The sequence below is a fragment of the Campylobacter sp. MIT 97-5078 genome, assembly GCF_006864455.1.
Taxonomy (GTDB): Bacteria; Campylobacterota; Campylobacteria; order Campylobacterales; family Campylobacteraceae; genus Campylobacter_D.
In genome coordinates this window covers 13,280-36,488 of record NZ_QHLK01000013.1, presented here as the reverse complement: position 1 = coordinate 36,488, position 23,209 = coordinate 13,280, and the positions used below count along the sequence as shown (strand labels likewise).

The window sequence follows — 23,209 nt, the reverse complement described above, 5'->3', positions numbered from 1 at the left end:
AATGGCTTTAAAAGATGATGAGTTAAGAAAAGACTCAAACTTTATCTTTAACCTAGAAAGAAATATAAGACAATACTTCTTTATCTTAAACATAATCTTTGCTGTCATCATAGTGCTTTTAATTCTCCTTTTTTCCCTTTTATTGCCATTAAAAGAGAAAAAACCTTACTTGGTATTTTTTTCAGATGCTCAAAGTAATTTTGTAAGGGTTGAACAAGCAAATTATAATATTAGAGCCAATGAAGCCTTATTAAAAGGCATTATTGCAAGCTATGTTTTAAAAAGAGAAACTATTAATAGAATTGATGATATTCAAAGATATGAAGAAATAAGAATGCAATCAGCCTCGAAGGTATGGACTACCTTTTCAACTCTAGTAGCCCAAGCTAATTCTATATATTCTACTAGGGGCATTTTTAGAGAAATTAAAATCATAAACTCCTCAATTTTAACAGATAAAGTCGCCACCGTTGATTTTACAGCTACAACTATAAATCAAAGCACAGGCGAAAAAAACTTTAAAAGATATAGAGCAAGCCTAAGCTATGACTTTAGAAATGTAGAGCTAAATTTTGACAGCCTCCCTAAGAATCCAACAGGTTTTATTATCAATGAATATGCCTTAACTGAAGTAGATTTGCAAGGCGTAAGTATAAAAGAGGAAAATTAGATGAAAAAAATTACACTAATAAGTATATGTGCCTTAAGCTTAACATATTCTGATGTGCCATTTACCTCACAACCTCAAACAGGGCTAGGTTTAAACAGGAAAGAAATAGAACAAGCTAAACAAATAGCTAAGGAACTATCAAATTCAAACAATGTGCCTATGCAAACTCCAACTAATAGTGGAGAAAGTATTTTTATGAGCAAAGACTCAACTAAAAATGACTTCATAGGCTCAAGTGTAAGAATAGACCCACTCAAAGAAGCAAACTCTGTTAATATAGCAGTAGAAGAAAATCAAAATTATAGTGCCTATCCAAGCCAAGCTCCAGCCATGCAAGTAAGTGGAGAATTAACTGATGAGCAAATTGCTCTTTTAAAAAGTGCGGCTCGAAATAAAAATTTAAGAGCCATACAAAGAAAGTTTAATACCAAAAAATATACAGGCTACGAAAATACTAAGAAATATGACTTTGAAGCAGATAAGACAAGAAAAATAACCACTCGCTTTGCAATGGCAACCACTTTAATCTTTTCTTCTCCTATTGAAAGTTTTGTAATAGGCGATAACACAGGCTTTTTAGTCAATGAAATGCCAAATCTAAGCAATGCTTTAGCTATAAAACCTATGCTTATAGGTATAGATACAAGCTTAACCGTATTTACTAAAGATAAAAAATTACACACTTTTTATCTTTACTCAACTGATTATAAAAGCACACAAGACCCAAATCTTGTCATTTATATAAACGATGAAGACGGCAAAAAATATGAAGAAGCTAAGAAAGAAAAGCTTAAAGACTATCTTGTCATTGAAGATGGCATAGCAAGGCTTTTAATTAAAAAGACTGAAATTTATGATAAATACAAGCAAAAAGCCTTAAAAAAGAATGCTTTTTTAATGGCTGAAGAGATCTTTAATGATAAGCAGTTTACTTATTTTAAATACGACAAGGAAAGAATGCCTCAAATTCCTAGTATTTTTGTAGTAATAGATAAGCAAGACAGCCCTATGGAAACAAGAGTTATAGGCAATTATATTATCGTAGAAACTACAGCTAAGAAATTTACTATAAGGATAGGCGAAGCTTATGTATGCGTAGAAAGACTAGACCCTATACAAGCAAAACAAAATGAAGATACCCTCATTGAAAAAACAAATGATGAAATAAAAACTGATATTAATGAACTTTTCAAACAAGTTGAACCTAAAACCCAAGTAGAAATTTTACCAAAAGACGATCCAATAGGCTATGAAGAAGAAAGAATACAGCATATGCCAAAAGTTAAAAAAAGGCTACACTTATGAAAAAAACCATTAATCTAAGCCTAGCTATTTGTCTTATCTTAAATCAAATCACTTTAGCTAATGAAAGTATTTTTAATACTCCACCAGCTAAAGAAGAACCAAAAAAAGAGACAAATACAAGCCTTGCTTCACCAAAAAAGTATGATAGCCTAATTGAATTTAATGCTGATAAGAAAAACTTAGATTATCTCTTTAATAATGAAAATATAAATATGAAGTTTCCTATTGATGATTATATCTACAAAGGAGGCTTTAAAGAAGCTAATCAAAATGTTTATGAAGCCTATCAAAACGAGCTTAATGGCACAAAAAGCTTAGAGCAAAGCAAGGCTGAAGCTGAGGCTGAGTTTAGAAAAAATCTACAAAAAGAACTTTTAGCTCAAAGTGGCAATAAAAAAGGCAATATTATGGTAGATGAAAATGGCAATATTTTAAGAGATGCCAATGGTAATCCCATGTATGACAATATTATGTATAATGAAAATGGCTATCCAATTTTAGATGCTAACGGAAACCCTCGCTATAAAGATGTTCTTTATAATGAAAATGGCTATCCAATTTATGATAAAAATGGAAATATTATCTTAAAAAAAGATCCACAAAAAGGTAATGTGCTTTTGGACAAAAATGGTAAGCCTGTTTTGGATACCAATAATAACCCTATGTATGATAATATCCTTTATGATAAAAATAGCAAGCCTATTTTAGATAAAAATGGAAATATTATCTTAAAAAAAGATCCACAAAAAGGTAATGTGCTTTTGGACAAAAATGGTAAGCCTGTTTTGGATACCAATAATAACCCTATGTATGATAATATCCTTTATGATAAAAATAGCAAGCCTATTTTAGATAAAAATGGAAATATTATCTTAAAAAAAGATCCACAAAAAGGTAATGTGCTTTTGGACAAAAATGGTAAGCCTTTGCTTGATTGTAATGGCAATGCTATGTATGAAAATGTGCTTTATGATAGTGCAAACTGCCCTGTTTTAAATGAAAAGGGAAATATTGTTTTAAAAAGCAATTCAAAAGCTAAAGAACTTTTAAGAAAACAAGAAATAGTAAGAGATCCTGAAAAATACTTGCAAGAAGAAATAGCTAAAGTTCTAGCCAAACAAAACAATCTTAGTCAATACAATAATCCTCAAGCTATGCAAAATCAAGCAAGATCAGGTAGCTCAAGTTCAGTTGGCGGTAGAAATATTAACTCCTTAATTAGAGATAGTATTTTAGCTGATAGAGGCACAGCTCCAACAGGCTTTTCAAATCCTACCTCAAAATATGGTAATTCAAGCTTTTCAAACCAAGAAAATGTAGATAATGCTACGAACGAACATAAACTCTTTAGAACTCTAAGAGCAGGTAGATTAATTCCAGCTATATTAACTACTGCCATAAGCTCTGATATTGAAGGACTTGTAACAGCTCAAGTTGAACAAGATGTCTATGCAAGTATGGGCAAAGCTGTATTAATTCCAAGAGGAAGTAAAGTTATAGGCACTTATAAAAATGATAACAAGATAGGACAAAATAGAATGTCTATTGCTTGGCGTGAAATTATTACGCCTCAAGGAGTAAATATACTCCTTACAAATGCCATAGCTAGCGATAATATGGGTATGAGTGGAGCAATAGGTGATGTCAATAACAAATACCTTGAAAGATATGGTGTAGGCTATGGCTTATCAACCATTTCAAATGTCTTAATGCTTGCAATGGCAGCTAAAGCAGGCGGTAATATCTATGCTCAAGAAATTTACAACCAAAGCAATGAGGATATTACTAAGATAGTTGAAGATATTATGGAACAACAAAGTCAAATCAAGCCAACTATTGAGATCAAGCAAGGCTCAAGGATTTATATAGTACCTTCTGCTCATATTTGGTTTCCTGTGCCAAAAAATGGCGAAGTTATGGCTGAGTTTTTTAATGAATGAACCAAAAAGGAGTAAAAAATGAATTTAGAAAGTATAAAACAGAAATTTAACGACCTCACTTCTCAAAACAATCTTGACGAGAGGCAAAGAACCTTACAAAGATTACAAAGAGAAGCTAAGAACCAATATAAGGAACTCAACTGTTTAGTTACAAAGAGCAATAAGCTAGAAAAAAAGCTCAATGAAACACTAAACAATATCCAAAATATTGATGAATATTTAAGCCAAAAGGCAGAGCAAAACAAAGCTAAAAGCTCCAAAAATAAAAACAAAGAAGAACAAGAAGTAGAGGCTTAAAATGCACAATAATCCTGTATTAGCACATAAACTACAAGTTTTAGACCCATATCTTGGTATGAAAGCTAATGAACTTTGCATTAATAATATAGGAGAAATTTGTATAGATAAAGGCGATAGTTGGGAATATATAAAAGATGAAAGACTAACTATTCAATTTTTAGATGATTTTTTAACCCAACTTGCTACTAGAAGAGGACAAAGATTTAATCAAAAATATTGTCATCTTTCTTGCGAATTACCTTTGCCTTATGCACGATACAGAGTGCAAGCTCAACATAAAAGCTCTCTTTTTAATAGTGAAGTAAGTATTTGTATAAGAATCCCAAATAAAGACAAGTTTGACTTAGAAAATTTTATTTTAAGTCAAAGAGTAAAAAATGCTAAATGGGATTATGAAAAGATACGGGCATTAATAAGAGAAAAGAAAAATGTATTAATTAGCGGAGGCACAGGAAGCGGTAAAACAAGCTTTTTAAACTCTTTAATGGGAGAAATTAGTGCTGAAGCAAGGGTTGTTACCATTGAAGATAGTCAAGAACTTGACCTAAGTCATATCAAAAACAAGGTTCAACTTGCTGTGCCTAAAGAAGAAAATGAAATCTATGGCTATCAACAAGCCATTAATAATGCTATGAGACTTAGACCTGATAGATTATTCTTAGGTGAAATTGATATAAGAAATACCTTTACTTTCTTGCGTGTAAATAATACGGGACACGCAGGCAATTTAAGCACCTTACACGCTAATAATCCTCACGATGCTATCAAGGCTATTATTACCAATGTTATCATAGGTGGTTCTTTGCAAAATCCTGATAAAACAATGCTTATGGAGCTTATCATCACAGCTATTGATTACATCATACAAATCACTAGAGAAGGTAAAACAAGGATAGTAAGTGATATTTTAAACTTAAAAGAATTTTATACAAGGACAAATAAAAAATGAAAAATGGTGTTAGTATATTTTTAAAAGAAGAAGAAAAAGTGCTTTTAAATGAAAAAACTAAAAAGATAGGCATTTCAAAATCTGCCTATATTCGAGAACTAATTCTTAATATAGATTACATAAAAGAAAGAGAAAAGCTTGAACTTTTATTTCACACAAATGAAACTCTCTTATATGAGCTTAATAAAATAGGTACAAATATAAATCAAATAGCTTATAGCTTAAACTCAAACATTTATAAAGACCCAAATAATATTAAAAAAGAAATGGACCAGCTTAAAAACCTACTTAAAGAACATAAGGATTTTGTAAAGAAAAATCTCAATTTTAAGCTTTTAAGAGAAAACAAAGCAAATAAGGTAAAGGAATAAGACAATGCAAGAAAAAAATCCAACCGCAAAAGAATGGGTTAAACGCTTTATTTCTGCCATTATTTTAGGCATTTTTGTGTATTTCATTTCTATAAAAATCATTTTTAAGCCTGATTTTTCAGAGCTTTTTATAGTAGGACGAAACATAATCTTAGCCTTAGGACAACCTTTTTTAAAATTTAAAGCCTATTTATGCGTTGTTTATGGGCTTAGTCCTGTTGTTATGATGTTTTTATGGTGGCTTTTTTATAAACCAAATAATCTTGAAAGTTATGGCAATGCTGAATTTGCAACGCTTGAAAACGATGAAGATTATGAAAGAATGCTTTTAAGCAAAGATACAGGTTTAATGTTAGGGTGTTTTATAAAGAAAAAACTTAATGGCAAAGAAGAAAGAACCTTTATTCGAGCGACTAAGCCTCTTGCTACACTTATTGTTGCACCACCTGGAACTGGTAAAACTGCTTCTGTGGCTCTGCCAAATTTATTTTCTTTACCAAATTCAGTCGTTGTGCTTGATATTAAAAGCGAACTTTATGAAAAAAGTGCTGGTTATAGACAAAAACACTTTAATAATGAAATATTACTCTTTTCCCCTTTTTCAAATGAAAATACCTTATTTTTTAATCCTTTTGATGAAAGTGTCATTAAGGATATGAATTTTGCTCAAATGAAAAAGCTTGCAGAACAAATAGCAGGGACTATTTTTGTAGGTGAAAAAGGTAAGGAAAATGATCACTGGATAGTATCGGCTAAAACGATGTTTGTATATTTTGCACTGTATTATATGCAAAAAAATGGTTATACAAATTTAGCTGAACTTTCTCAAGCTCATAAAAAGGATTATTATAATGAGCTTGAGGGCGAGTTTTTAGCTATGTGCCAACAAGAAGACCCTGATACTGATAAAAAGATGCGAGACCCTGAAATTGATACTTTAAAACCTTTTTTCTTACAAGCTAGTCAAGATAAAGATATAGATGAAATTACAAGAAATCAGTTTCGTGCCTATACTACTGCAGCAGAACAAGAATTTGCAAGTATAAAATCTACTTATGATACCTTTATGAAAGTTTTTTCAGACCCTCAAGTTGCAAAGGCTGTTTCAAGTATGAACTTTACTTATGAAGATTTAAGAGAAAAAAGAATTTCTATGTATATTGTTATTCAAACAGCTGATATGGATATTTTAGCTCCTTTAATAAGGATATTCATTGAAAGCTTGTTTAAAAATTTAATGATGAAAGAAGAAAGTAATCCAGATAAGTTTATCTACTTCTTGCTTGATGAATTTGTGCGTTTTGGAAAAATGCCATTTTTGCTTGAAGCTCCAGCTTTATGTAGAAGTTATGGACTTATTCCTGTATATATCACTCAATCTTATGAGCAGATTAAAAAATATTATGGCGATGATGATCTTAAAATCATTAAATCAACTGTAGGTTATCAAGTTGTTTTTAGAATGAATAGTCCAGAAGATGCTAAAGTCTTAAGTGAAATGATAGGTGATTTTACACGCAAAAAAGTTTCTCAATCTAAAGGGAATTTAGACATTTTAAAACGAAACGATAGTGTTTCAAATGAAGGCTATAAACTTGTAACAGTGCAAGATATTCTAAGCAATCCAATTGATCAAATTTATATACTTGTGGGAGGCTTTTTTAATCGCCCTATAAAAGCTAATGTCAATTTTTGGTTTAAAAATCCTCAATGGCAAGATGCTGATAAGATTAAAGTTATTCCAAAAGAAGAACTTGAAAAAGCTCAAACTGAAGAAACAAACAAAAATGAAGAGATAAATGAAAATATAGATGAACAAAGCCCACAAGAAAATAATGGGGGAAAACAAGAAACAAAACAAGATGAAAACAGAGAAAAATCACAAGAAAGTAATGAAAATAAAGAAGATAAACCAGCTCTTAAAGAAGCAGGTGGTTTTAAAATTTATCCTAATAAGCCAGCTTAGGCTTACTTATAGGTTTTAAAGAATATTACTTTGTAATATTCTTTTGAGCCTATAAAGCTCAAACACCCTAAAGAAGGAATCTTTTATGGAAACTAAGAACTTAAACGAGGAAGAACTTGATTTAATGAAACAAAGCATTGAATCAATGGGTGAGGAAGAATTTAACGCTACTTTTAAGCGTGAAATAAGCTCTAAGGAAGCAAAAAATTCTACCCTTGACATCTTTCCAGACCCAGACATTCCCATTGAATTACAAAGTCAATGGATGAATGAAGGACTTGGAAGTGATGAGTTTAATGGCTAAAACCATTTTAACAATTAAATCGGGCAAGCCAAGAAGCTTAAACCCTAGAAATATACAACAAAGGATACATTATGGCAACTAAAAAAAGTAAAGCTGAAGAACAAATAAAACAAGCTCAACAGCAAGAACAACCCTATGTAAAATGGGAAGATAAAACAAATGCTGAAAGAGAAGCTAGTATAAATAGCTATCACGCAAGCATAATTGTGAAAACTTCACAACAAGCAAGGGAACAAAATAAACCTGAAATGGCATTTTGGAACAAGAATATGAGTAAAGAAGAAATTGCTAATTCTATGCCTTACAATGCTAAAACAGGACAACCATATACTAATGTAAGCGATGTCATTTTGCGTTGCGTTACTCAACTTAATGGATACAAAGAGCCTACCTTTCTTACTATGAATGAGGCTAATCTTTTAGGTGGGAAACTCAAAAAGCAACTTGATCAAGATGGTAATGAAGTGCTTACTAAAAATGGTAAAACTGCCTATGTGCTAGGAGTAAAAATTCCTTATGTGCAAGAGGGGCAGTGGCAAAACAAGGTTGATGAAAACAATCAAGTCATCAAAACCCAAGCTAAAGACAAAGAGGGTAATTTCAAATTTGATGAAAAGGGACAGCCTGTGATGAGAGAAGTAAAAGAATATGTGCCTTTTAAAGCACCTATGCTTGAAACCATAAATCTTTACCATATCTCACAATTTACCGACCTTGATACCAGCAAGTTAAAGCCAAGAGATTTAAGCAAGGTTGAAAAACGAGCAGAGTATTTCAGGCAAAATCCTGAGAAACTCGCAAAACCTGAAAGAATCACAAATTTTGGCTTAAACGCTAATTTAGCTCAAAACTTAAGCAATTTTGTTAAAGCGGTAAAAAGTGGGAATGATTACCAAAGAACTCAAACCCAAACCCTTAATAGAGAAGCTAAGAAAGAGCTTAGTTTTACTCGTTAAGTTTTAAACCCATAGAAGATTCTTCTGTGGGTGTTTTTGTTTAAAGGATTAAAAATACAACAACAAGAATATAAAAAGCTTGAAAACAACAAAGCTATGAGTTTATAGCTTATATAAAGGATAAAACTTGTTACTTGCCTTGTTTAATTTTATGAACTTCCTTGAAATAGATGAAAAAGACTTAAATAAGGACAAAAAGGTAAATAATGAGAATAAACTTCCTCAAACAAAGGAAGAAATTATAGAGCTTAAAGAAGAGGATAATGTGTATATACAAAAAAGTGAAATTGTGGTCTTAGGCTATGACTTTTTAACAAATGAAGAAATTAAAGAAGAAATTATAATAGAACAAATTCCTATTTCAAGGAATATGGCTAAGAAAAATATTACAAGATTAAGGATATAAAAATGGAAAAACTCGATATAGGTATAGCAACAACTTACAATAGATTTAACGCTATGATTGCAAATTTAGGTGCAAACATAGATGCAACAATGTATTCATCGCTAAGCTATATTTTTTATAATTCTCTAGCTTATTGTTTAATAGGCATAATACTTGTTTTTTGGTGTATAAGACATCTAAAATCAGGCTTTGCAAAAGATGATTTATTTAAAGGCGGAATATGGCTTATCCTATTTATTTTTATTTATGGCACTTTATCAAGTTTAGGGACATATCAAGAATTTAAATCTTGGTTTTTATTGCCTCAAAAACTACTTAAAGCCATGGTTTCTTCATTCGCGGGTGGAGGTAATGTAGGAGAAATTATGGAAAGAGTTATAGAAACTCCACTTAATTTTTGGGTTCAAGGTTATGAATTTGGAATTCAAGCACAAGAAGAAGGCGATAATGCTCTAGGATATGTCGCAAATAAAGGAGGTTCATTTGATGATATGTTTAATATAATAACTTCATTTTTTAGAATGTTTTTGTGGCTAGTTTATATTTTATTATTAGCTATAGTTTGTGCAGGAATTATTATTATGCAAGTAGCTTCAAGCTTTGCAAGCTTTATATTTGGTTCTTTTGCTCCTATTATGATGATATGTTTGCTAACACCTCAAACAAGAGGCAATTTCTTTTCTTGGCTTAAAAATTATATAGCTATAACTTTATTTGTTCCTATGACTATGTTTTCTTTAATGGTAATGGATAAAATCAATGAATTTGCAGGAATTCAAAGTGGGGAATTTATTTATAGAAATGTTTTTTATACCTTTTTTATAGGACTTCTTAACTTACTAATAGGCATTTATATTCTTAGAAAAATACCTGAATGGATAAATACTATGATAGGAAGCACTGAAAATGGAGGAGGCTTTACAGCAGGAGCTGCTCAAGCTGTCTTAGGAGCAACTGCAGGAGCAGGTATGTTAGTAGGAGGATTAGCAGGTAAAACAGCATTTGAAACAGCTAATATGGCAACAGGTGGAAAGCTAGGAACGGGCTTAAATGCTTTACAATCTTACTCACAATCAAAAGGCGGAATGACAGGCGTTGCAGGGGAATTATTTAAAGGAGGATTTAAAAATCTTAAAAAGAATATTCAACAACACCAAGTTCAAAAAAATGGCTTTAATGCGAGTTCTCAATATTATAACAAATAAAAGGAGTAAAAAATGAGTGATTCAATCATCATCATAGAAAGTCCAAATAAAAAGGACAAAATACAAAAAATCAGTGGCTTTGAAACCTATGCAACCATAGGACATTTCAAAGACTTACCAAACCATAATTACATAAATTTTAGTAGTTATGCCCCAAATTTTGAGTTTAAAAGTGAAGAGGTTAAAAAAAGAATGAATTTTATCTTTTCTAAATGCAAGGGTAAAGAAGTCTTTATCGCTACTGACCCTGATAGAGAGGGCTATGCTATAGGCTATATGTTTTATCAAGTGATCAAAAATATAGCCAAAAGCATTAAAAGAGCTGAATTTTACGAAATAACTGAAGCAGGTATTAAAAAAGGGCTTGCTAATGCTCTTGATTTTACTAAGAGTAATTTTAATGAATTTGAAGCCTTTAAAGCAAGAAGCGTAGGAGATAAACTCGTAGGCTTTATTCTAAGCCCAAAATACATTAATTTACTTAGTGATAGAAATACAAGCATAGGCAGAGTGCAAACTCCAGCCTTAAATTTCATAGTTTCAAAAGAAAAAGAAATCAAAGCCTTTAATAGTCTTGATGAGAGTGAAAAACTAAGTTATAAGCTTAAGGCTCATTGTCAAAGTGAAGGTAAAGATTTTATCTTAGAAAGTGAAAAAATATGTAAAGATAAAGCCGAACTTGAAGACTTTTTAAAATTCTTGCAAGACACTAAAGAAGTTAAATTTGAAGATAAAATAACTAAAGAGAGCAAAAAAACTCCAGATCAACCCTTTAGAACCTCACAACTGCAACAAAGTGCAAATCAAGTTTATGGCTTTTCAAGTGATGAAACTATGCTCTTGGCTCAACAACTCTTTGAAAGAGGACTTATTACCTATACGAGAACAGATAGTAATGCTTTAAGTGCTGAATTTATCACTGAAGTAGAGAGCTTTTTTGGAAAAGAGCAGTGGTATCAAAAAAGAGAATATAAAGCAGGTAAGCAAAGTCAAGCTGAAGCTCACGAAGCTATAAGAATAACGCATATTCACGCCTTTGATGAAATAGAAAAAATTATAGAAAAAGCTAATGCTGAAATGAACGAGGGAGCTAAAAAGCTTAGTGCTGATCATATCAAGCTTTATACTTTGATATATAAAAACTCAGTCTTATCTCAAGCTAAGGATAAAATCACCCAAATTACAAATTATAATTTTACCATTAAGGCAAGTCCTTTTAAAACTTCATATAGCAAGGTTTTATATGAAGGCTATGCAAGCATTTTTAAGGCTAAAGATGATGAAAATGAAGTAGAAGAAGAAAATCCTAACAAAAACAACGAAGAAAATCCTGTAAGTAAGCTTGACTTAGATTTTTTAACTCAAAGCTCACATATAAGGCTTAATAATTTAGAAAACAAGGAAATCAAAAGACAAGCTCCAAGTAGATACAAAGAAAGCTCTTTCATATCTTTGCTTGAAAAAGAAGGTATTGGAAGACCAAGCACTTATGCTTCTTTTTTACCAACCTTGTTAAAAAGACAATATATAGAACTTGTTAAAAAAGGTAAAAATAATGAAATAGCACCAACAGAAAAAGGTATGAAAATAATTGAACTGCTTTTAGCAAATGATGAGTGGATTACTAAAAGCGAATATACAAGAACTATGGAAGAAGTCTTAGAAGCTATATCAAAAAATGAATGTAAATACCTCGACTTTGTAAAGCCTCTTCATCAAAAAATGAATTTTGTAAATACTGATATAAGTAATAAAGAACCAAGCGAAGCTCAAATCAGGCTTTTAGAAAAGCTTTGTAAAGAACAAAACAAAGAACTTCCTCAAGATGCCTTTAAAGACTTTAATCTTTGCAAAAAAGCTATAGATGAACTTATCAAAACAGCTCCTAAAAAGCCTCCAAGTGAAAAACAAATTAAACTTGCAAGGGATTTGGCTGAAAAAAATAAGCTTGAATTACCAAAGGACTATGAAAGCGATATAAGTATTTGTAGGGCTTTTATAGATAGTATTTTTAAGAAAAATAAAAAGGAATAACTATGCCATTTTATTATGTTAAAAAGCAATGGTATCCAAAGGGATAAAAGCCTAAAAAGCACTCAAGAAAAAAATCAAACATAAAACAAGGAGGAAAAACTTACTAACAAACAAAGAAACAAACACAAGGTGCATACTAATGCTAAAAACAAAGCTTATACAATGAGTTTATAAATTTAAAAAAAGGATATACAATGAATAAAGTTGCATTATTTGGCTTTTTAGGCAAGGATTTTGAAATGAGTTCTACTCAAAGCGGTAAAGCAGTGGCTAAAGGCTCACTTGCCATTACAAAAAGATGGGTTAATGCTAAAGGCAATAAAGAAGAACATACCGATTGGATACCTCTTACTTTATTTGATAAATCCGCTGAAAATGCAAATAAATTTTTCAAAAAAGGCGATAGATTTTTATGTGAGGGTGAAATTAATACCAACAAATACATAGATGAGAAAACAGGAGAAGAAAAATTTGGCTTTTCAGTCATAGTAAGGAATTTTCACTTTGTGAAAAACAAAGATGAAAATAACATCACTCAAAGCACAAATAATACTCCTGCTTTAACAGATGATACAGCTTCTATACAAACAGATTTAAAAGAAAATGAAATGCCAAGTAGCGAAGAAGTGGCTAAATTTGCAATCAATAAAGATGATATGCCTTTTGGCTAAGAAAAGCCCTTATGGGCTTTTAATTTTAAAGGATAAAAAAATGATAAACAATACAAATGCTCTTATAGCTAATCTTAGCACCTTTGAAATGTGTGCTATCTTATTTTTTATAGCAGTAAGCTTTTATATCATTAATCAAAATATGAAAGAAAAAGAAGAAACTGAAAAAAAACAACGATAAAGAGGATAAATAAAAAATGCCAATGAACAAAAAAAAGAATTTAAAAACTTGTAAAGAACAGCTTAAAAGGCTTACAAAAGAATTTAAAGCTATGCTATATTCAAGGCTTAAAAGATGACTAAATTAAATTTTCTTCCCATTTTACTGCTTTTTACTTACTTAAATGCAAAAGCAAGCAATCATTTCATAGAAGCAGGCAAGGCTTATGGACTTAATCCTAAACTTTTGTGGGCTATTGCTTATAAAGAAAGTAGGCATAATCCAAAGGCTATAAATCGTTCAAATAAAAATGGCACTTATGACATAGGCATTATGCAAATTAATTCTATGCACCTTAAATGGCTTAAAAAAGACTATGGCATAAGTGAAAAAGACTTGCTTGAAAAGCCTAGAATAAATATTTTTGCAGGAGCTACGATACTTAAAAAATGCTTTGATAAATATGGAGCGAATATAAAAGGGCTTACTTGTTACAATGGCAAGATTAAGAGCAATCCTTATGGTAAAGAGGTTCTTGAAATTTTAGCTCAAGCTCAAAAACAAGAAGAAGAAAAGAAAAGAGTTTTAAAAATGTACATTGTAAAAAAGAAACTTGAGAAAAAGGACAAAGAATTCATAAAAATAGCTAAAAATAATGAAAGGAACATAAAATGAATCACAACCCTAGAAAAGAACTTCAAGAAAATATTGTAGATCATGATCAATCCAGTTTATTGAATTTGGACGAAGATTGGGACCAGCCAAGTTTATTTGATGAAAACGATTTAAAAGTAGAATCAAAAAGCACTAAGCAATACAGCTATGATGAGGCAATGGAAAAGAAATTAGGAAAAAAGATGAAAAAAGAAAGATAAGCAATGAAATTTAATCAAATCATAAGATTGATGAATAAAAGCCCAAAGCAACTTTTGCTTGTGCTTATTTTAGGTGTTATATCAGCTTATACACTATCATTGAGTCAGCAAAAAGCACAAGAACATATCATTCAAGGTATAGTGATCAAAATTATAGATGGTGATACTATAGATGTGCTTGATTCAAGCCAAACAAAACATAGAATTAGGCTGTATGGTATAGATGCTCCTGAAAAAAGTCAAGCCTATGGAAAAAAGGCTAAAGAATTTCTTGCTTCACTTATCGCAGGCAAAGAAGTAAAAGTCATCAGTAAAGGCAAGGATAGATACCAAAGAAGTATAGCTTTGATTTTATTTAATGATAAAGACATCAACTCTGCTATGGTAGCGAATGGATACGCACATGCTTATACTGAATATAGCAAGGACTATATTATTCAAGAAGCAGACGCTAAGAGTTTTAAATTAGGACTTTGGGCTGATGATAAAGTTATAAAGCCAAGTGAATTTAGGAAAAAGAAAATAAAGGAGTAAGAACAATGCTAAATAAATATAAGTATTTAAGGAGATGAAAAATGGAAACTGACTTACAAAAAGAAAATAAAGCTTTAAAAAAAGAACTAGAAAGATATGAACACTTAGATTCTTTTTGCAACACAGCAAAAAAAGAGTTAGCCATGTATAAAGACTTAGTTTCTTTTTATAACATAGCTTTTAAGTGTGAGCGTAATATAGGTGGTATTAACTGCATAATACAAGCTTTAAGAAATGCTAGGTATTTGATGATTTTTGATAATAAAAAGCTTGCTTTAAATTTGGCAGAAATGGTTTTACAAACAAGAATATCATATGATCTTGACTTTTCTAGTAGTATCAATTTAGCTTACTTGATTTTAATGCAAGCAGAGCAAAATTTTATCACTGATTTAAAAGATATATGTCAAAAGCATAAAATTGAGGATTTTAATACTGAAATTATCAAAAATGGGTTTATACTTCATGAATTTAATGATAGAAAGCTTACTTACTATGATTTTAAAGACAAATACATAAGAAATTACTTGTTCAAAAGAAAGGATATTTTAGATAATTTAAACGAGGCTTCTCTAAGGTTTTTAGATTTTGTTGATAATTGTTATGGCTTATATTGGGGCTAATATTTTAAAAGTTAGTTATGAAATAAGGAGTTAAAAGTGAAATGCTTAGAAAGTGATATAATTTATTTTGATTTAGAAAAAGATGAAGCATCTTTTGATTACATAAAAAGGAGTTAGTATATGAAGGAGCAATTTACCCAAAGTGTTCCATTCAGCAATGAATCACATTATAAGGAGTTAATCAAGGAAAGCTTGCAAAAACTTATCTTTGCAAGCCTTGCATTTATCATTATAATAGCAATTGTTTTATTTCATAGAGATAGTCAAACAAATCTCATTGCAGGGATAAGTATATTTTCACTTTTATTCTTTATCTTAATCTTTGATGTATATGCTGATATAAAAAATTTAGCTTGGTATTGCAAGGATTTAGAAGATAAGCAAAATATAAAAAGAGAGTTACAATGGGTATAGTATTCTTGTTTGCTTTAACTATAAGTTTAATTATGTTTGCATTTATAGGTTTATTCTTCTACAAAGAAATAAAGAATACAAAAGAAATTGAAAGACTAAAAGAAGAAAAATTCGAAAAAGAAAGCCAAGAGGCTTTAGAATGTAAAGAAGAAAAAATATTTAAGTGCTTGCAAAAATAGAAAAGCAAAAAGAATGTACGATATATTTGAAGCACTCTATTCTAAGATTTAGAATCAACTAAGGCAATAATTTTATCTTTCATAACATTCTTTATGGAAATCAAGCTTTGCAATTCCTTCTCCAGCCTCATATTTTCGGCTTCCAATTTAATAATTGATCTATCAACTCCATTTTTATCTGTGTTAGCAAGCATAAGTTTATCATACTCCTTAGCTATTTTATACCACAGCAATGCTTGTTCTACATAATTAGGATAGTTTTCTTCTCTATTCCAAATCACAATAGTTTGTGAAGTCAAACCAAGTCTATTGGCCAACTCGGTATAAGTTTTAAAGCCACATTGCTCCAATAAATCATCAAATTTTTTTCTTGTCATCTTTATCCTTTTTTTTATTGTATTATAGCATTTTTTTTGTTAATTTATATTTTTTTTATTTTTATTTGTCTTTAGCATAAAAGGAGCGGAGACACCCAGCAAATCTCTAAAGCAATATTCATACAAGCACCTAAAGAAGCTTGTAAAAAGGGAGGAAAGATGGAAAATTTTTATATTTTTTATTATTTTTTTTGTTAATTTACTTGACTTTTATTATTTTTTATTATATAATTATAATAATTGAGATTTAAAAATGAGAGTTTCAAGAAAAAATATAGCCAAAAGGAAAATGCAATGCAAAGAAGCTACTTGGTTAAGGCTTTTTTAGAGAGCTTGGAAAATAAAGAAGATTTTATTGCTAAAAGAGTTATAAGAACTAAGGCTTTTAAGGAATTTGTAAGAGAGCAAGAGGATTTAGCCCTTATTCCTAGCCTTTTTAATGATAAGGATTTGGAAATAAAAATATTAAGAAAGTTATGAGAGAGACTTTGAATTTTATCCTACAAGCGAGCTTGTGATTGAAAGTGTAATTTTAAATCATAGCAGAAAGGTTCTTGATATATGAGCGGCGATAGTAGGGTTTTAAAAGTCTTTGAAAAGGAGTTTGAAACAAAATCTTATGCCATAGAAAAATCTTTACCCCTCATTCAAACTTATGAAAGGGATATTTTAGTGGTAGGTAGGGATTTTTGAGATACTTCATTTAATAGAAAAGAATATGACTTAATCTTTTCTAATCCGCCTTTTATAGTGAAGCAGTAGAAATTATAGCTAGTTTTGATTTTTTAGAAACTAATAGAAAGGCAAAAGTAAAGATTGATACACTCTTTATCCAAGCAAAACAAAGATTGACTTAAATATTAAGGATTTAGGTAAAAAGCTACGAACAAGAAAGAGAATAAAAACGAGCAACACTTAGAAAAAAATCTTTGATAAGGGCTTAAAAATAGGAGTAAATATTTTAGCTTTGGATTTGAAGAGCTAAAAACTTGGCATAAGGTTACGATTTAAATTTTCCTTAAATCCAACCTTATAAGGAGTTATTATGAAAAACGGCGAAGTTGTGGGCTTGATAAAAGCCTTTTTAAATGAAAAAAGCTTTTTAAAGAATGAAACAAAGAAAAGTTATCGAAGTTTAGCTAAAGAATTGCTTATCTTCTTTAAAAAGGAAAATATACACTATATTAGTGAGTTTAAAAGAGAACATAGCATTTCTTTTGTGATGTATTTAAAAGAAAAGAAAAATGCAAATAACACAATTTATGCTAAAATTAAATTTTTAAAGTCCTTATTAAGATATGCGGTAGAAATTGAAGTTATGCAAAAATTTTCTTTTGCAAAATTTGAGTTAAAAGATAGCCTGGAAGAGCTTGAAAGAAAAGAACTTAAACCCTTTAACTTAGAGCAAATAAAAGAACTTATTATGCATGCTAAAGGAGAATTAAGAAGCTATCTTATCATAGGCTTTTTTACGGGGGCTAGAACAGGGGAGATTTTAGCTCTAAAAAAAGAAGATATTGATATAAAATTAAGAAAAGCTTATATACGAAAAAGCCTTAGTGAAAGCAATAACTTAGATACAACTAAAAATCTAAGCTCACATAGAAAAATAGATTTATTACCTGTTGTGCTTAAGGAATTGCAAAAACTTATAATATTTAATGAGATTAAGAACAAAGAAGATGATTTTTTGATTAAAAAATCTCGTTATGTTTTACGAAAGGAATTTAAAGCTTTGCAAAACAAACTTAATATAAAACCCATTAGAAAACTTTATAACACAAGACATTCTTTTGCAAGTTTAATGCTGAGTAAAGGAGAGGAAAGTATGTGGATTTCTAGGGTAATGCTAGGACATTCAAGCCTAAATACTACCTTTAAATATTATGCTAAATATTTACCTCAAAATGTGGAAAATAGAGCTTTATTTTTAAGTGATTTAGCGATTTAAAATTGTGGTTTTGCTTGTGATTTTGAATTTTTTTGTTTTTCAAGTCTTTTAATAAAGTTTAAGAACTTTTCATCTATGATTAGCTCTTTATCTTTACTTAATCTTTGATAGAGTTTTATAATGCTTGTTTCTTTTCTAATTTGTAAAGATTTTGAAAGAGCAGGCTTTTTAATTTTATAGTCTTTGATTTGATTTCCAAGTTTTTGGAGGAGTTTAATATTTGCTTTTTTGGCTTGCTTGACAATGCTTTTGCTTAAGTCTAGTTCATTTGAGACATTTGAAACATCAAATTTAAGTATGCAATCCTTTATCCAAGATAATTCTTTACTGAATTTACTAATAATATTACCAAGTTCATAACTATAAAGTGCTTCTTTAGAAATATAGCCTGAATATTGCCTATGTTCAAAGCCATTTTTAAGAAAGAATTTTTTAATAAGAGCGTAAGGTTCTCTTGTATCACCTGAAAAACGCTCTTTTAAAGCCTTATTACTTAAATCAAAATTGATGAATTTAATATGTTTTTCACTCTTTATTGCCATACACCTATACCATCTCTTTTAGAAATTTCAACAATATTGCTTTCAAACTTCCCGCCCTCAAACCAATACCACTGCTTGACATTTCTTGTAATATTTTCCTTTTCTACAACCTCAAAGGTAAAATCCATCAAGCAATTTAAATCGTCTTTATCGCCCCTGCAAGCATAATGGTTTTTATCAAGTCTAATAAGTTCTGCTTCTAGGGCTACTTCATCAAGATATTTGTATAAATCCTCTAGTTTATACTTGCCCTCTCTTAACACTTTTTCTTCATCTAAGACTATTTTTAAGCCTCTATTTTTTATCATTGTAAGTCCTTTTTTTGTGGTTTTGAGCTATATTATAGCATAAGTTTTAATTTAATTCTTTGTATAAAACAAAAGAAAGTAAAGCCCAAAGCACTACATAAAAGCCTATGCAGATGATTTGCACCACCAAAGGCAAGGACATAAAATATTCAAAAGCATTAAAAAGCTCAAACTTTACAAGTATGAAAGAAAAAAATATCCCTAAACAAGAGGATATTCCACCTATGAGAAAAGATAGCCAAATTGTCATTTTTGTTTTATATGCTTTGTTTTTATCTTGCATTTACAAATCCTTTTTCTTTTTTGATTTCAAAGGCTAAAGAAAGCTTTTCAAGGCTTTCTTTGTTTAAGAAATTCTGTATTTTTGGTTTAATGAGTTTTAAAATCTTAAGTGGAAGCTTTAATTCTTTATCTTTATTTGCTGTTTTTAAAGTAATGATTTTTTGAAAGAGTTTTTCATCAAGGCTTGTTTCAAGCTCTTTAAGGGTGAAAGTTCTATTTAAAAGCAAAAACTTAGATACAAATAAATCATCATTAAAATCCTTTAACACAGGCTCGCTTACTAAGGCTTTTTCCCCTAAAAGCTCCTTTAAAGTTTGAGTAAAACTTTTTCCCTTTTCATCATTATCAAAAACAAGGTTAAAACTTGCATTTTTGCAGTTTTCATTAAGGTGCTGTATAAGTTCTTTACACGAACCAGTTATTTGCCCATTTGTTGAACACAATAAACACTCATTTATATGTAAATGTTTCAGCTCTACAAAAGATAAGGCATCGATTATGCTTTCAGCTATAATGATTTCTTTAATATCACTCATTCTTAATTTTTCTGCTTTTAATAATTCCAAACCTTTTAAGCCATAACAGAGCTGTTTTATAGGTTTTTTGTATTCATTGCCTTGTTTGTCTTTAGTAATAGGGCTTGAAAGGTATTTGACAAAGCCACTTTGCAAGATGAGCTTTTCATCTTTGATATTTTTTAGACTAAAGCTTGGCACTAAGACATTGTGTAAATCATCTTGTTTGAGATTAAATTCTTGTAAAAGATTTTTATCTATCATTCTTTTATTTGCAAAGATATTGTCTTCGCCTAAGGCTTTGCTTTGATTAAAGCACTCTAAAAGCTCTTTAATTTTATTATCTTGCGAGCTTTTTATCTCTAAAGTATGCTTTAAATTTACCTCCTTAGTTTGATGAGCTAAAAGTTCTTTTAACTTTATGCCTCTATTTTTGCAAAAAGAATAGATATTGCCTCTATCATTTAGCTCATTTGGATTGAAATACAAATAATGCCCATTGCTAAAGCGAGTAATGATTATAGTGTCATTATTTGCATTTGTCATTGTGATTGAATTTTTAGAGCTTTTCTCCCTTTTAATTATATAACCATTATTTGATAATATCTCATCAAAAGGCAATAAAAGCTTGTCCTCGTTGTATGGTTTCATAAATACTCCTTTAAATTCAATATAAGCTTAAAAATTAGCAAAAAATACTGCAAATAAGATAAGTCTTATAACACCATCACTCATTTTAATTCCCCTTTATCTTTCAAATATAAATTCAAAAGCTTTAACCATATTACCTTTTTTGATTTTTATAACAGAGAGATTTTTAAATATACTTTGACTTTTTTTAAGTTCTTTTATGGCAGGTTTTATCACTTTATCATCTATGTCTATTTGTCTTAAATATTTTTTGTTATTCAATGAACAATATTTATAAAATTCCTCTTTGCTAATTACAAATTTCGAGTTATAGATAAAGCGGATAAAGAGCAAATAAAATAATTTGGCATATTTGGTTTTAATATTGCAAAAATCTTTTAAATTGAAAAATGTATAAGATTCATTAACATCATTAAGTATATTTATAATATATTTACTAAAAGAAATTGTAAAACAACCTTCTTTTTCATCAATATGTATGTATGAAAAAAGAGAAAAATAAGATATATTATTAAAATTATCCTCATTTTTTTCTTTCTTTAAAAAATAAACCTTAATAGCCTTTTCGCAAAAATTATTAAATTCTTTAAAAAATCTTTTCTTATTTAAAGCATAAAATTTCTTATTAATTAAATTTGTAAAAAATATAAAATTAACTTTTATCTTGCTATCTCGTTTTTCTTTTAAAAGATAAAAAAGCCCAAATAAAAAATTAAAATCTATGGAATTAAAATCTGGAAAGATAATGTTATAAAATGAATTTTTATAGCTTACTTTTAATTTTTCATTCTTTGCCAAATCAATATTTTCTTTTGAAAAGAAAAACTCAGGTAAAGTTTTTTCAAATTCATTTTCAGTAGCAAACATCAAATCTATCCTTTAATTTAATAAAAACTTAATTTTGCTAGGTTATCTCTACGTTAAACTGCAATACAGCTTAAAAAATTTTTTTTTAAGCAAAGTTAAGGCATAATTTTATTTCTTAATGCAAATTTGGGGCATTAGCTCAGCTGGGAGAGCGCGACGCTGGCAGCGTCGAGGTCAGCGGTTCGATCCCGCTATGCTCCACCATTTAGCTTTTAAAAGGTTCCGTAGCTCAGCTGGTAGAGCACCACCTTGACATGGTGGTGGTCGTTGGTTCAAGTCCAATCGGAGCCACCATTTAAGCGTAGTGAAGAGTTTTTAACAATGTTTTAAATTCGAGTATTTCTTGTTCTTGATCTTTTATGATTTTACTTGCTGTGGTGCGAATTTTTGTATTTTTTTAAATACTTAAGAAAATTTCTAGCACCCATTTGTAACACCTTGATGATCAGTGTGAGCGTATAAACTTAGAACACAAACAAAAGTAGCAATAAATATTTTTTCATTTTAAAATAGAGTAATTTAATAAGAATTTAAACAAAAATTCGTAAATATTTTATAAGCATATTTGATTTAAGAATGAAATTTAAGGACTAATAAATGCTAAAAGAGCTACTTGATATTAAAAAAGAAATGGAACCTATCATACATGATGCTTCTGTGAAACTTAATGTTATAGCTAGAGAAGTCATCACAAGGATCAAAGAATATGAAATTTATGGTCCTATGATTGATCGAATTTATCTTGATAATGCTATTTATGTCAAGGTTATGTCAAGTAGTAGAGATGCTAAAAGTCAGCAAGTTGATATCAAAAATGGCTTTTATATGGTTTTTGTTGCCCCTGAAAAAGGCACAACCCAAGATATCAAAAATCGCTTAAAAATCGCCTATGAAAGCTTTGATGATAAATTTATAAAAGATTTGATTCGTTTATATCAACGCTTTAAAGAAATCCTTTCCAAAACTCAAGCTACACTCTCAAAATCTTCGCAAATGAATATTCAAATTGAAACCAATCTTGGTGAAGCAAGTGCAAATCTTAAATTTAACATTAATATCAAGTATTTTAAAGAAGGACAAAAACTTGATAAAAATAATATCAAATCAGCCGGAAGTTTTAGAGACACCAAAACACATATCAATCTTATCGTTGATAAGTCTTTAGACTCTAGAATCTGTGAAAAGCTACTTGATGATGTAGAAAGATACTTCATCGGTGCACATTAAATCCCATTTTGCTTAAATTTTTCATATATTAATCAAGCTTTGTATGTAATTGAAGAAAAACTTTATCTTCAGCTCAAGTCTTTTTAAATCTCATATTTGTAGCATGTGTTAAAGCTATAGCTATGGCATCAGTGATATCAAGAGGTTTGATCTCTTTTTGTATGCCAAGAAGCCTTTTTACCATAAAAGCCACTTGCTCTTTTGTCGCTTTTGCCTTTCCCGTAACGCTTTTTTTAACTTGCAAGGGAGTATATTCGCTAAATTCGCCATGAGTTTGTAAGATTTTTAAGCTTAAAGCCCCGCGAAATTGGGCAAGTTTAAGCACGGTTTTTGGATTATACGCAAAGAAAATATCTTCAATCGCCACCTCATCAAAACTATGATTTTTAAAAATCAAATCAAGCCCCTCGCACAACTCTGTAATTTGATACTGCAATGAGGCTGGTTTGATCTTGATAAGTCCAGCCTCGATAAGTATGTTTTTACCAGCTTTCATTTCAATGATAGCATATCCACAAAAACGCGAGCCCGGATCTATGCCTAAAATTTTCACATTCTACCTTTTTTAAAATCAAAACCTTTCACTGAAGTGAATTTTATTTTCACAAGCTGTGAAATTTCTATAAA

31 protein-coding genes and 2 tRNA genes are annotated in these 23,209 nt (G+C 29.9%); 26 read left to right on the top strand and 7 right to left on the bottom strand.

The annotated features are described in order from the left end of the window. Position 1: 1 nt before the first annotated feature. From DMB91_RS07235 to DMB91_RS07145, 20 genes are all read left to right on the top strand, one after another. Complete coding sequence (locus DMB91_RS07235; RefSeq protein ID WP_034904353.1) at positions 2-670, top strand: type IV secretion system protein; 669 nt, start codon at positions 2-4, stop codon at positions 668-670. Next, positions 671-1,975, top strand: coding sequence for a TrbG/VirB9 family P-type conjugative transfer protein (locus DMB91_RS07230; protein ID WP_052043184.1), 1,305 nt, complete (start codon positions 671-673; stop codon positions 1,973-1,975). Beyond that, positions 1,972-3,915, top strand: a complete 1,944-nt coding sequence (locus tag DMB91_RS09150) for a DNA type IV secretion system protein ComB10 (RefSeq protein ID WP_260604888.1) — start codon at positions 1,972-1,974, stop codon at positions 3,913-3,915. The genes DMB91_RS07230 and DMB91_RS09150 overlap by 4 nt, the downstream gene beginning before the upstream one ends. A gap of 18 nt (positions 3,916-3,933) precedes the next feature. Beyond that, positions 3,934-4,212 carry a hypothetical protein gene (locus tag DMB91_RS07220; protein ID WP_034904351.1) on the top strand — a complete coding sequence of 93 codons (279 nt, stop codon included), beginning with the start codon at positions 3,934-3,936 and terminating at the stop codon, positions 4,210-4,212. Position 4,213: 1 nt separating this feature from the next. After that, positions 4,214-5,164 (top strand): CpaF/VirB11 family protein, encoded by a 951-nt coding sequence (locus tag DMB91_RS07215; RefSeq protein ID WP_034904349.1) that lies wholly within the window; start codon positions 4,214-4,216, stop codon positions 5,162-5,164. After that, positions 5,161-5,535 (top strand): plasmid mobilization protein, encoded by a 375-nt coding sequence (locus DMB91_RS07210; RefSeq protein ID WP_034904347.1) that lies wholly within the window; start codon positions 5,161-5,163, stop codon positions 5,533-5,535. Before DMB91_RS07215 ends, DMB91_RS07210 begins: the two co-directional genes overlap by 4 nt. Positions 5,536-5,539: 4 nt before the next feature. After that, positions 5,540-7,501 carry a type IV secretory system conjugative DNA transfer family protein gene (locus tag DMB91_RS07205; RefSeq protein WP_034904344.1) on the top strand — a complete coding sequence of 654 codons (1,962 nt, stop codon included), beginning with the start codon at positions 5,540-5,542 and terminating at the stop codon, positions 7,499-7,501. Between the two features lie 85 nt (positions 7,502-7,586). Continuing rightward, a complete protein-coding gene (locus tag DMB91_RS07200) occupies positions 7,587-7,805 on the top strand; it encodes a hypothetical protein (protein WP_034904341.1) in 219 nt (72 codons plus the stop codon). A 71-nt stretch (positions 7,806-7,876) separates the two neighbouring features. After that, positions 7,877-8,761 (top strand): ArdC-like ssDNA-binding domain-containing protein, encoded by an 885-nt coding sequence (locus DMB91_RS07195; protein ID WP_034904340.1) that lies wholly within the window; start codon positions 7,877-7,879, stop codon positions 8,759-8,761. A gap of 127 nt (positions 8,762-8,888) precedes the next feature. After that, the gene (locus tag DMB91_RS07190) at positions 8,889-9,167 is read left to right on the top strand and encodes a hypothetical protein (protein WP_034904337.1); all 279 of its coding nucleotides are present in this window, start codon (positions 8,889-8,891) and stop codon (positions 9,165-9,167) included. Between the two features lie 2 nt (positions 9,168-9,169). Further along, the gene (locus DMB91_RS07185; protein ID WP_034904333.1) at positions 9,170-10,372 is read left to right on the top strand and encodes a type IV secretion system protein; all 1,203 of its coding nucleotides are present in this window, start codon (positions 9,170-9,172) and stop codon (positions 10,370-10,372) included. 12 nt (positions 10,373-10,384) lie between these two features. Next, positions 10,385-12,406, top strand: coding sequence for a type IA DNA topoisomerase (locus DMB91_RS07180; RefSeq protein ID WP_034904331.1), 2,022 nt, complete (start codon positions 10,385-10,387; stop codon positions 12,404-12,406). A 194-nt stretch (positions 12,407-12,600) separates the two neighbouring features. Then, on the top strand, positions 12,601-13,077 hold the full coding sequence (locus DMB91_RS07175) for a single-stranded DNA-binding protein (protein ID WP_052043183.1): 477 nt from the start codon (positions 12,601-12,603) through the stop codon (positions 13,075-13,077). A gap of 40 nt (positions 13,078-13,117) precedes the next feature. Then, the gene (locus tag DMB91_RS08885; RefSeq protein ID WP_156104110.1) at positions 13,118-13,258 is read left to right on the top strand and encodes a hypothetical protein; all 141 of its coding nucleotides are present in this window, start codon (positions 13,118-13,120) and stop codon (positions 13,256-13,258) included. A gap of 114 nt (positions 13,259-13,372) precedes the next feature. Next, positions 13,373-13,912, top strand: a complete 540-nt coding sequence (locus tag DMB91_RS07170; protein WP_081946911.1) for a lytic transglycosylase domain-containing protein — start codon at positions 13,373-13,375, stop codon at positions 13,910-13,912. Further along, the gene (locus DMB91_RS07165; RefSeq protein ID WP_034904327.1) at positions 13,909-14,112 is read left to right on the top strand and encodes a hypothetical protein; all 204 of its coding nucleotides are present in this window, start codon (positions 13,909-13,911) and stop codon (positions 14,110-14,112) included. Before DMB91_RS07170 ends, DMB91_RS07165 begins: the two co-directional genes overlap by 4 nt. Positions 14,113-14,115: 3 nt before the next feature. Further along, on the top strand, positions 14,116-14,646 hold the full coding sequence (locus DMB91_RS07160; protein WP_231549667.1) for a thermonuclease family protein: 531 nt from the start codon (positions 14,116-14,118) through the stop codon (positions 14,644-14,646). 41 nt (positions 14,647-14,687) lie between these two features. Beyond that, complete coding sequence (locus DMB91_RS07155) at positions 14,688-15,269, top strand: hypothetical protein (protein ID WP_034904324.1); 582 nt, start codon at positions 14,688-14,690, stop codon at positions 15,267-15,269. Between the two features lie 120 nt (positions 15,270-15,389). Then, the gene (locus DMB91_RS07150; protein ID WP_143116880.1) at positions 15,390-15,683 is read left to right on the top strand and encodes a hypothetical protein; all 294 of its coding nucleotides are present in this window, start codon (positions 15,390-15,392) and stop codon (positions 15,681-15,683) included. Further along, positions 15,674-15,862 carry a hypothetical protein gene (locus DMB91_RS07145; RefSeq protein ID WP_034907161.1) on the top strand — a complete coding sequence of 63 codons (189 nt, stop codon included), beginning with the start codon at positions 15,674-15,676 and terminating at the stop codon, positions 15,860-15,862. Before DMB91_RS07150 ends, DMB91_RS07145 begins: the two co-directional genes overlap by 10 nt. A 41-nt stretch (positions 15,863-15,903) precedes the next feature. Here DMB91_RS07145 and DMB91_RS07140 read toward each other — a convergent pair whose 3' ends face one another. Further along, complete coding sequence (locus tag DMB91_RS07140) at positions 15,904-16,239, bottom strand: hypothetical protein (RefSeq protein ID WP_034907162.1); 336 nt, start codon at positions 16,237-16,239, stop codon at positions 15,904-15,906. Positions 16,240-16,533: 294 nt separating this feature from the next. On the opposite strand from DMB91_RS07140, the gene DMB91_RS07135 reads away from it, so the two are divergent. The 3 genes from DMB91_RS07135 (at position 16,534) to DMB91_RS07130 (ending at position 18,190) form a co-directional block, all read left to right on the top strand. Then, complete coding sequence (locus DMB91_RS07135) at positions 16,534-16,719, top strand: hypothetical protein (protein ID WP_143116879.1); 186 nt, start codon at positions 16,534-16,536, stop codon at positions 16,717-16,719. Between the two features lie 81 nt (positions 16,720-16,800). Beyond that, a complete protein-coding gene (locus DMB91_RS09145; RefSeq protein WP_260604887.1) occupies positions 16,801-16,932 on the top strand; it encodes a hypothetical protein in 132 nt (43 codons plus the stop codon). Positions 16,933-17,284: 352 nt separating this feature from the next. Beyond that, the gene (locus DMB91_RS07130) at positions 17,285-18,190 is read left to right on the top strand and encodes a tyrosine-type recombinase/integrase (RefSeq protein ID WP_052043261.1); all 906 of its coding nucleotides are present in this window, start codon (positions 17,285-17,287) and stop codon (positions 18,188-18,190) included. On the opposite strand, the gene vapD is transcribed toward DMB91_RS07130, so the two are convergent. The 5 genes from vapD to DMB91_RS07105 form a co-directional block, all read right to left on the bottom strand. Continuing rightward, positions 18,187-18,732, bottom strand: coding sequence for a VapD family protein (gene vapD / locus DMB91_RS07125; protein WP_052043262.1), 546 nt, complete (start codon positions 18,730-18,732; stop codon positions 18,187-18,189). The two genes, DMB91_RS07130 and vapD, sit on opposite strands and share 4 nt — an antisense overlap. Then, positions 18,723-19,040, bottom strand: a complete 318-nt coding sequence (locus tag DMB91_RS07120) for a hypothetical protein (RefSeq protein WP_034906772.1) — start codon at positions 19,038-19,040, stop codon at positions 18,723-18,725. Before DMB91_RS07120 ends, vapD begins: the two co-directional genes overlap by 10 nt. 46 nt (positions 19,041-19,086) lie before the next feature. After that, entirely contained in the window at positions 19,087-19,323 is a 237-nt protein-coding gene (locus DMB91_RS07115) for a hypothetical protein (protein ID WP_034906775.1), read from the bottom strand. After that, a complete protein-coding gene (locus tag DMB91_RS07110; RefSeq protein ID WP_034906778.1) occupies positions 19,313-20,488 on the bottom strand; it encodes a toprim domain-containing protein in 1,176 nt (391 codons plus the stop codon). The genes DMB91_RS07115 and DMB91_RS07110 overlap by 11 nt, the downstream gene beginning before the upstream one ends. A 96-nt stretch (positions 20,489-20,584) precedes the next feature. After that, the gene (locus tag DMB91_RS07105) at positions 20,585-21,355 is read right to left on the bottom strand and encodes a replication initiation protein (protein ID WP_034906781.1); all 771 of its coding nucleotides are present in this window, start codon (positions 21,353-21,355) and stop codon (positions 20,585-20,587) included. 128 nt (positions 21,356-21,483) lie between these two features. Here DMB91_RS07105 and DMB91_RS07100 point away from each other — a divergent pair. From DMB91_RS07100 to DMB91_RS07090, 3 genes are all read left to right on the top strand, one after another. Beyond that, positions 21,484-21,559, top strand: a tRNA-Ala gene (locus DMB91_RS07100). 14 nt (positions 21,560-21,573) lie between these two features. Then, positions 21,574-21,649, top strand: a tRNA-Val gene (locus DMB91_RS07095). Positions 21,650-21,952: 303 nt separating this feature from the next. Then, a complete protein-coding gene (locus tag DMB91_RS07090; protein ID WP_034906458.1) occupies positions 21,953-22,582 on the top strand; it encodes a hypothetical protein in 630 nt (209 codons plus the stop codon). Positions 22,583-22,655: 73 nt separating this feature from the next. On the opposite strand, the gene ruvC is transcribed toward DMB91_RS07090, so the two are convergent. Beyond that, positions 22,656-23,078 carry a crossover junction endodeoxyribonuclease RuvC gene (gene ruvC, locus DMB91_RS07085; protein WP_231549685.1) on the bottom strand — a complete coding sequence of 141 codons (423 nt, stop codon included), beginning with the start codon at positions 23,076-23,078 and terminating at the stop codon, positions 22,656-22,658. Positions 23,079-23,209 lie beyond the last annotated feature (131 nt).